The organism is Acidisoma sp. (assembly GCF_035492295.1).
Lineage (GTDB): Bacteria > Pseudomonadota > Alphaproteobacteria > Acetobacterales > Acetobacteraceae > Acidisoma.
The window spans coordinates 1-4,382 of record NZ_DATJJK010000215.1 but is presented as its reverse complement, the minus strand read 5'-3'; the positions used below and the strand labels follow the sequence as shown (position 1 = coordinate 4,382).

Here is a 4,382-nt window from a genome sequence, read left to right as displayed (position 1 = left end):
GAGGCCGGCGCGGCGCATCGTACGGTCCAGGATGCGGCCGAGACCGTCCCCGATGCGGTCGTTCACCGCTTCCGCCGATACGCCGGCGCTTTGGATCGCTTGTCCAAGCGCGGCCACCGCCGGATCGTCCGGCCCGCGCGCTGTATAAAGGATGGGGTCCTGACCTTCGGACAGCACGCCGAGCGCACGGGAAACGCCGGCTTCGAGCTCCCCTTCCCAGGCGCGGGCATCGGTCGCCTTGGTCGCATCCAGCGCGATGGTGCGAAAACCATGCGCCTCAGCCCAAGCCAGTTGCTCGGCGGTGACCGGCGAGCAGGAGCCGGAGACGGCGACAACATGCGCGGCGCGGGCGGCCGTCGGTGGTTTCTCCACCGGTGCGATGAGGCCGCAAGCCTGGAAATAGGCGATCAGCGCATATTCCAACCCCTGGGAGCCGACCACGAACTGCGGCCCATCGGTGGCGCGTTTCTCCCAGACCAGGCGGCCGGCCTCAGCCAGGGTTTCCTGGTCGACGATGTCGAGGGAGAGGATTTCCGCCCCGGCCGCACGGCGCACCGCCATCTCGGCATCGGCGCGGCCCGTCTTCATGGCGACGAAATCGATCACGTCGATGTTTCGCGACGTCTGCTGCGCTAGATGCCGCGCGAGGTCCGCCTCATGCATCGGCGTCACCGGATGGCGGCTCATCGTCGGGTGCCGGTCGAGGCGAAAGCCACGGCCGGCGACGGTCGCAAACAGATTGCCGAAGGCCTGGTAGCGATGGATGGCGGGGGCTGCGGTGACCAGCGGCACCCAAGGGCTGCCGAAGATCGACTGGCCGATGTCGATCGCCGCACCGATGGAGCCGACATGCGGGGCAGAATCAAAGGTCGAGCAAATCTTGTAATGCACGAGCGGCGCGCCGGTCGCGGCCAGCGCCTCATAAAGCGGCGGCAGATGCGCGCGCATCCAGTCCGGAGACTGGGAGCGCGCGATGCCGGCGATGCCGATGCCGCGGATGCCGGGAAAGCGCGCCAGCTGGGCTACGGTGGGCGCGGCGAAGAACAGCACCGACGGCAGGCCCGCGAAGGTCAGCGCCTCCATGGTCGCGGCGGCTCCGGTGAAATCGTCGCCATAAAAGGCGACGAGCGGGCCGGCCGGCAAGGCGGCGGCCTGGCTCACGGCTTCGCGGTTCCGCGCGCGTATTTGCTGTCGAGCCCCTTGATGCCTTCGACATTCGCGGCCGAAGCACCCTTCGGATCGAAGTCGGACTCGAGAAACTTGTCGGCAATCGCCTTGGCCAGTTCATGGCCGACGACGCGGGCACCCATGGTGATGATATGGGCATCGTTGCTTTTCGCCGCGCGTTCGGCCGAGTAGGTGTCATGCGTCTGGGCGGCGCGGATGCCCGGAATCTTGTTCGCCGAAATCGCGACGCCAATGCCCGTGCCGCAGAACAGGATGCCGCGCGTGACCCGCCCGTCCAGAATCGCCTGGGCGCCGCGCTCGGCGAGAGAGGCGTAAAGTTCGCCCTTCTCCTCGCCGAGATCGAGCACCTCGTGACCCGAGGCCGTCAGATGCTTGACCAGGATATCCGCGAGCGGCTTGCCCGCGCTATCGCCGCCAACAACAACTTTCATCAACGCAACTCCATAAACGTACCGGGCGCCGTGTCAGGAAACGCCGGTCTGGCCGAAGGCTTCGATGGACTGGGCGAGTTCCTTGTGGTCCCGCGCGTAAGTCTCGAGCGGGATGCCCTGTACCGCCGCCTCCCAGGCCTGGGTAATGGCGCGCACACCCGCGCCCGGGCCGCCGGGATGGCCCATGATGCCACCCCCGCCCAAATAAAGTAGGTCGACCGAGCCCCCGTTGCGCGCATAGGTCTCCGGCGCCTGGCCACCCCATTGGCCGGAGCCCACAACCGGCAAGGGCCGGTCTGACGGATCGAGCAGCGGCGTCATGCAGTCATGGAAGGATTGCAGAAAGCTCTCGTCCGGCTCCCAGTATTTGGCGCCGATGCCGTTAATCTGAAACTGATCGACGCCGAGCAGGCGCCACAGCTGCTGATAGACATTGAAGGACAGGCCGAGATCGGGATGGCGGGTCAGCATATCCCACTGGCTGCGATGGGCATGCAGGATGAGGCGGGAGCGCTTGCGCAAATATGCCATGCCGCCATAGCCGAGGGCGTTGATATTGATCACCGCCGTGGTGCCGCCGGCATCCGCCACGATATCGTGGTGCCGCAGCATGGTATCGGGATCCGCCGAGGAGATGCCGAAGGCATAGAGCACGGTCTTGCCGGTCTTCTGCTCATGCGCCTTCAGCACCGGCATGACGGCCCGGACCCGCGCCTCCAACGGCGCATAGCCCGGGTTCATCATCTTCTCGTCGTCCTTGATGAAGTCGACGCCGGCTTCGACCAGTTCCTTCGTCACCGCCGCCGTATCCTCGGGCGAGAGGCCGAGCGCCGGCTTGATGATGCTGCCGATGAGCGGCCGACCCTGAACGCCCGAGACGCGGCGCGAGCCGGCGATGCCGAATTGCGGACCGGGATGGGCGCGGATGAAGTCGGGCGGGAGCTTCATATCCACAATGCGCACGCCGGACAGGCCGCGCACGGAAAAGACGCCGCCGAAGGCGATGGTGGTCAGCGCCGCGATATCGGTGCCGATCACGTCCATCGGGAAGTCGATGTCCACGTCGGCGCGCTTGTAGGGACGCGGGTCGGCCGAGGTGACGCGGTCCTGCGGGAAGGTTGGCTGCGCATAGGGTTCGAGCTCACGGATCGCGACCACGCGCGCCGCGCAGCGGGCCTTGAGATCCGGCGTTTCCCCCGGCACCGGCACGAAGGTGCCGGTGGTCTGGTCGCTCGCAATCTTCTCCGCCATGCGGCGAAGGTCACCCGGGGTTTCGATGCGGTACGTCAAGCGGATGAAGGACATATCAGGCACTCTTCTGCGCAGGCGTTGGACGAGCCCGGTTCGTACCGCGCCCGCGGACACCCCCCGCGAGCGAGAGGACGAAGATGACGACGAGTCCCTGGACGATATCCTGCATACCCGAGGGCAGGCCCGCGACCTGCATCGTCGCCACAATCAGCACTAGCAGGACGCAGCCGAACAGCGTGCCGAGAGCGGTGGAAGCACCGCCCATGATGAGCGACCCACCGAGCACAACGGCGCCCAAGGATTGCAGGAGATAAGGCGCGCCCATGCCGAGGAAGGCCCCTCCGACATAGGCTTGCAGCAGCAACCCATCAATGGCCGCGAGCAGGGAGCTGATCACGAAGGTTGCAGCCACGATGCGCGTCACGCGCAGCCCTGCGAGATAGGCGGCGCGGCTGTTCTGGCCGACGGCCGAGAGCGCGCGGCCATAGACGAGTTTTCCAAGCACCAAGCTCGCCGCCACAACTGCCACAACTGCGATGATGGCGATGACCGGCAGGGCACCGAGGCGGGCCGTTGTCAGCCATTTGAGCGTCGGGCTGACGCCGTAGCTGACCAGCGCGCGGTTCGCGAATAGGCTCGCCGTCGCCAAGATATACCCGGTCGCAAGCGTCGCGATGATCGCCGGAATACGCAGCGCCAAGACCAGAACTGCGTTGACCACGCCGACGGCAAGGCCGATCGCGATTGCCACCAGGACGCCCATCCAAAGGTTCGTGTCATGCCCCTTGATGAGGATCGTGCTCATATAGGCGCTGAGCGTCAGCACATTCGGGATCGACAGGTCGATATTGCCGCGGCCGGCGGTGATGACGAACATTTGGCCGAGGCCAGCGAGGGCAAGGAAGGATGCGGAGATCGCAACGCCAGAAAGGCTCTGCAGGCTGAAGCGACTGGTGACGAGCGAGAGCGCCAGCCAAAGCAACACGACGCCGAGGAGCGACCAGATCCACCGGTTGCGCTGCGCCCATTCGAGGGCGCGGAAGTTACTGAAATTCGCCATCACGCATCCTCCCGCCGCGCCAGCGTGGTTCTGAGCGCCAGCACGCCCAGCAGCAGCAGGCCCTGCACCGCGGCATTGTAGTCGGTGCTGACATTGAGCGCGCCGAGCAGCGCGCCGATCAGGGAGAGCAGGACCGCACCCGCGACCACACCCCAGGGAGAGAGCATGCCGCCGAGCAGCGTGCAGCCGCCGATGACCACGGCGGCGACGCTGGACAGCGTGAAGGGCCCGCCGACATTGATGTCGCTCGCCGTATTAATGGCGGTGAGCGACAGGCCCGCGAGGGTCGCGAAGAGGGCGGCGAGCCCATAGCGGATCACGCCATAGCGCAGCGCCGACAAGCCGCTGCGGGCGAGCGCCGGGGCATTGTTGCCGAAGCCGCGCAACACCACCCCCACCGGCGCGCGGTCAATGGCAACGGCCAGCACGGCAAAGACCAGAATGACCACGAC

Annotated in this window: 5 protein-coding genes; all 5 read right to left on the bottom strand. The window is 66.4% G+C overall.

Annotated elements, in window-relative coordinates:
* The coding region (locus tag VL752_RS16470; RefSeq protein WP_325356948.1) for a four-carbon acid sugar kinase family protein at positions 1-1,161 on the bottom strand (1,161 nt) is incomplete at its 3' end.
* Positions 1,158-1,619, bottom strand: a complete 462-nt coding sequence (locus VL752_RS16465) for an RpiB/LacA/LacB family sugar-phosphate isomerase (RefSeq protein WP_325356947.1) — start codon at positions 1,617-1,619, stop codon at positions 1,158-1,160. The genes VL752_RS16470 and VL752_RS16465, both read right to left, overlap by 4 nt.
* A gap of 33 nt (positions 1,620-1,652) precedes the next feature.
* Entirely contained in the window at positions 1,653-2,924 is a 1,272-nt protein-coding gene (gene oiaX, locus VL752_RS16460) for a 3-oxo-isoapionate-4-phosphate decarboxylase OiaX (RefSeq protein ID WP_325356946.1), read from the bottom strand.
* Between the two features lies 1 nt (position 2,925).
* A complete protein-coding gene (locus tag VL752_RS16455; RefSeq protein WP_325356945.1) occupies positions 2,926-3,930 on the bottom strand; it encodes an ABC transporter permease in 1,005 nt (334 codons plus the stop codon).
* Positions 3,930-4,382, bottom strand: a 453-nt coding sequence (locus VL752_RS16450) for an ABC transporter permease subunit (protein WP_408863157.1), incomplete at its 5' end; no start/stop codon positions are given. The genes VL752_RS16455 and VL752_RS16450, both read right to left, overlap by 1 nt.